Origin of the sequence: Burkholderia sp. Ac-20353, from assembly GCF_017104785.1 — a bacterium.
GTDB lineage: Bacteria > Pseudomonadota > Gammaproteobacteria > Burkholderiales > Burkholderiaceae > Burkholderia.
Genome location: NZ_JAAGPL010000383.1, coordinates 1 through 3,259, shown reverse-complemented (window position 1 = coordinate 3,259; position 3,259 = coordinate 1). Strand labels below are relative to the sequence as shown.

Sequence of the window (3,259 nt, the reverse complement as noted above, 5' to 3'; positions counted from 1 at the left end):
CTCGCGCACATCGACGCGACCCGGCTCGCCCGCCTGCGCGCCGTGCTGCCGCAGGCGGCGCAGCCGGCGTTCCCGTTCCGCGGCGACGAGATCGTGCTGCTCGGCCGCTATCCGCATGCGCGACGCAGCGGTGCGGCGTCGCGCCGGGATCGCGACATCGCATGGAACGCGCTCGAACGCGCGGGGGCCGACATGCTGGTCGGCCGCGACGTCACGACACTGTCGGGCGGTGAACTTGCGCGCGTGCAGTTCGCGCGCGTGCTCGCGCAGCTGTGGCCCGACGACGACGGCGACCATGTCGACGATGGCGCGCCGCCCCGCTACCTGCTGCTCGACGAACCGACCGCCGCGCTCGACCTTGCGCACCAGCACCGGCTGCTCGACACCGTGCGCGCAGTCGCGCGCGAATGGCGGCTCGGCGTGCTCGCGATCGTCCACGACCCGAACCTCGCGGCACGCCACGCGGACCGCATCGCGATGCTGGCCGACGGCACGATCGTCGCGCACGGCGCGCCGCGCGACGTGATGACGCCCGCGCATATCGAGCGCTGCTATGGATTCGCGGTCAGGATGGTCGAGACCGGCGACGGCGCGGCGCCGGTGATGGTGCCCGCGTGAACGCGCAATCGTACGCGTGGCATCGATGGTCGACGCACAATGTCGGCAACGTTGGACGCCGAAACCGCTCGAACGACACGCATCGAAGGCAACCACGGCACTCAATACTCGACATCGGCCACCCCAAACGTCCGCATCTTCCAACCCAACCGCACCGCGAGCATCCGCATCGTGAAGCCGGCCGTGAGCGCGACCACCGTCGCGACACCCGCATCGACGCCAAGATGCTGCAAGCCGACATAAAGCGTGCCCGTGCAGAACGCAACGCTCGCATACAGCTCCTCGCGCAGGATCAGCGGCATTTCGTTGCACAGCAGGTCGCGCAGCATCCCGCCGCACACGCCGGTGATCGCGCCCGCCAGCACGATGATGATCGGCGCGCTGCCGGTCTTCGCGCCGATGTCGCAGCCGATGATCGTGAACGCCGCGAGGCCGACCGCGTCGACGGTGACGAACAGCGTCGTCATCCGCGCGAGACGGCGTGCCGCCCACGATGCGAAGGTCGCCGCGGCGAGCGTGATTACCAGATACTCGGGATGCGCGATCCAGCCGAGCGGATAGTGGCCGAGCAGCACGTCGCGCACTGTGCCGCCGCCGAGTGCCGTCACCGCGCCGACAAGCGCGAGGCCGAAGCGGTCCATCCCGCGCCGCATCCCCATCAGCGCCCCCGACATCGCTTCGGCAACGATCGCGATCAGATAAAGCGTATGCATGTCGCGGCGCCTCAGTCTTCGGTGCGGAACAGGTCGAGCACGCGTTCGCGCTCGGCCGCATCGACGGCGGCCGGCAGCGCGAGCGTGCGCCAGACGCTGCGGCGGCGCGGCGGTGCGGGTTCGGGTGGCGGGGAAGCGCTGGTGTCGGTCATGTCGGGTTCCTTCTGCAATGCCGCGACGGCATGGCGCGCGACACGCCGCCATCCATCGCAAAAGGCGCGCATTGTCGAAGGGATGCCCGGAATCCGGAACATTCTTTAGCCAATGTTGGGTTGGCTGAATTTTATTTAGGAACGGCGCGCGGGCGATTGGTGGCGATGCGGGCCGGCCACGTCAATGTGCGCATTGCGCGACGGCTGCCGGTGCTGCATTCAGCGCGAATTCGACGAACCAAATCAAAAAGCCCGCCGGCTTGCACCGGCGGGCCTGTCCAGCGGACACACAACGCGCGCGGCTTAACGCGGCGCGTTCAGCGTCAGGTTCATGTGACGGTTCACGTCCTTGTACAGCAGGTAGCGGAAGCGGCCGGGGCCACCCGAGTAGCACGCCTGCGGGCAGAACGCGCGCAGCCACATGAAGTCGCCCGCTTCGACCTCGACCCAGTCCTGGTTCAGGCGGTAGACGGCCTTGCCTTCGAGCACATACAGGCCGTGCTCCATCACGTGCGTTTCCGCGAACGGGATCACGCCGCCCGGCTGGAACGTCACGATGTTCACGTGCATGTCGTGGCGCATGTCGCTCATGTCGACGAAGCGCGTCGTCACCCAGGCGCCGTCGGTGCCCGGCATCGGAATCGGCTCGATGTCCTGCTCGTTGGTCACGAACGCTTCCGGCAGCGGCACGCCGTCGACTGCCTGATAGCGCTTGCGGATCCAGTGGAACCGCGCAGCGGCGTCGCTGACGTTGTGCAGCGCCCACGCCGCGCCCGGCGGAATGAACGCGTAGCCGCCCGGCTGCAGCACGTGCTTCGTGCCTTGCAGCGTCAGCTCGACCTCGCCTTCGACGACGAACAGCACGCCTTCGGCTTCCTTGTCCTGCTCCGGCTTGTCGCTGCCGCCGCCGGGGCTGACTTCGACGATGTACTGCGAGAAGGTCTCCGCGAATCCCGACAGCGGACGCGCGAGCACCCACAGGCGCGTGTTCGTCCAGAACGGCAGGTGGCTCGTCACGATGTCGCGCAGCACGCCCTTCGGAATGACCGCGTACGCTTCGGTAAACATCGCGCGATCGGTCAGCAGATCGGTCTGCGGCGGGTGGCCGCCATGCGGCGCGTAATACGTTGTCTTAGACATAAGCATCCAGGCAATGGGTTGGTCCGGGCTACGCTCAGCGGCCCGTTCTGCCACGCCGGTACGCGATCGCGTCGGGTGGCACGGTGCGGCGGGCACGGTCTGATTCCGTACGCGGGCAAGGTTGACGATATCGGAGTCGGTCGCGATTCACCAATTAAATGTCGCGATGGATTGCATTCGTTTTCGCACTACCCGTGACGCGCGAAACGGTGTGCGGAAAGCGGAAAGCGGGTGGCGGGTGGCGGGTGGCGGGAGGCGGCGAGACAGCGAAGCAGCGACGCGCATCGCGACGACGATCGCGGGATCAGCACACACGCGTATCGCGTGCGGATCGGGAGAAATTCAGGGGATCGGGTACAGCGAGGAAACTTGCGTTGCCCGGCGGACGCGGGCGGCTCGAGCCGCCCGGCCGGGTCTTGAGCGTGGCCGCCGTGTACTGCAGTGCGCAAGTCGCGCACTGCTCGCGTTGGCGTGTCACGCGGGGACGATCAGTCCCAGTCGCGGTGGTGATGATGGCGATGGTGATGGTGATAGCCGCGATCACCGTCGCCGCCATACGAGTTGCGCGACAGGTTGCCGCCCAGTGCCGCGCCTGCGCCGCCGCCGACGGCCGCGCCGAGGAGGCCGCCCGAGCGG

General features: G+C 67.9%; 4 protein-coding genes. 1 reads left to right on the top strand and 3 read right to left on the bottom strand.

Going from position 1 to position 3,259, the window contains the following annotated elements; all coding sequences use genetic code 11:
* Window positions 1-618 (top strand): heme ABC transporter ATP-binding protein (locus tag G3N94_RS40445; RefSeq protein ID WP_205799776.1); only part of this gene is annotated, 618 nt, incomplete at its 5' end.
* Between the two features lie 101 nt (window positions 619-719).
* On the opposite strand, the gene G3N94_RS40440 is transcribed toward G3N94_RS40445, so the two are convergent.
* The 3 genes from G3N94_RS40440 to G3N94_RS40430 form a co-directional block, all read right to left on the bottom strand.
* Window positions 720-1,331, bottom strand: coding sequence for a trimeric intracellular cation channel family protein (locus G3N94_RS40440; RefSeq protein ID WP_205799775.1), 612 nt, complete (start codon window positions 1,329-1,331; stop codon window positions 720-722).
* Between the two features lie 11 nt (window positions 1,332-1,342).
* Entirely contained in the window at window positions 1,343-1,483 is a 141-nt protein-coding gene (locus G3N94_RS40435; RefSeq protein WP_205799774.1) for a hypothetical protein, read from the bottom strand.
* Window positions 1,484-1,786: 303 nt separating this feature from the next.
* Complete coding sequence (locus G3N94_RS40430) at window positions 1,787-2,623, bottom strand: bifunctional allantoicase/(S)-ureidoglycine aminohydrolase (RefSeq protein WP_205799773.1); 837 nt, start codon at window positions 2,621-2,623, stop codon at window positions 1,787-1,789.
* Between the last annotated feature and the right edge of the window lie 636 nt (window positions 2,624-3,259).